The 1,030-nt window shown below is 67.5% G+C and carries 1 protein-coding gene; it reads left to right on the forward strand.

Annotation, left to right across the window (positions count from 1 at the left end):
• Positions 1 to 115 precede the first annotated feature (115 nt).
• Positions 116 to 1,030, forward strand: a complete 915-nt coding sequence (locus tag Afe05nite_RS43500; RefSeq protein WP_203823223.1) for an IS5 family transposase — start codon at positions 116 to 118, stop codon at positions 1,028 to 1,030.

A 1,030-nucleotide genomic window follows, 5' to 3' on the forward strand; every position in this document is an offset into this window, starting at 1 on the left:
GCTAGGTGGTGTTTCGTAGGAGCGTCGATGTCGCGGTGTGGCGGTGATCGACAACTGAAGAGGTCTCCGGTATTTGGTTCAAGCGACCAAGCCAGAACTTCACACCGGAGACCTCGTGCCGAGCGTAGCGGCAGCGAGGCGACACGACCTCACTGACCTGCAATGGGCGGCTCTGGAGACGGTGCTGCCTGCGGGAACGGGTCGTGATCGGCCGCGCAGATGGACCATGCGAGAGATCATCGACGGGATCCGGTGGCGGGTCCGGACCGGCTCACCATGGCGGGACGTGCCGCCGGTGTATCCGCCGTGGCAGACCCTGTATCGCTGGTTCCGACGTTGGCAGCGTGACGGTGTCTGGGCGCAGATCCTCGCCTCGTTGCAGGCCCAGGCAGACGCCGCCGGGCTGATCAGCTGGACCGTCAGCGTCGACTCGACCATCAGCCGCGCCCATCAACACGCGGCCGGTGCCCGCCGTGACGGCCAGGCGCAGAAAGAGCCACCCGGTGGTGTGCAGGCAGAGCCGGCCGATCATGGCCTCGGCCGGTCGCGGGGCGGCTGGACCACGAAGACTCATCTGGCCTGCGAACAGGGCCGCAAACTGATGGCCCTGATCGTGACCGCCGGGCAGCGTGGTGACAGCCCGCAGTTCATCCCTGTCCTCGCCAGGGTGCGTGTTGCCCGACCCGCCGGCGGCCGGCCACGGACCCGCCCGGACACGGTGCTGGCCGACAAGGCGTACACGTCCAAAGCCAACCGTGCCCACCTGCGCTCCCGGGGCATCCGCGCGTGTATCCCCAGCAAGACCGACCAGGACGCCCACCGCAAGGCCAAGGGCTCCAAAGGCGGGCGTCCGCCCGCCTTCGACCCCCAGCTCTACCGCTTACGTCACGCCGTGGAGTGTGGCATCAACCAGCTCAAACAACACCGCGCTATGGCCACCCGATACGACAAACTCGCCGTGCGCTACGAAGCCACCCTGACCATCGCCGCCATCAACCAATGGCTCCGCGCCCTACGAAACACGGCCTAG

The sequence above is a fragment of the Paractinoplanes ferrugineus genome (assembly GCF_016862195.1).
Lineage (GTDB): Bacteria > Actinomycetota > Actinomycetes > Mycobacteriales > Micromonosporaceae > Actinoplanes > Actinoplanes ferrugineus.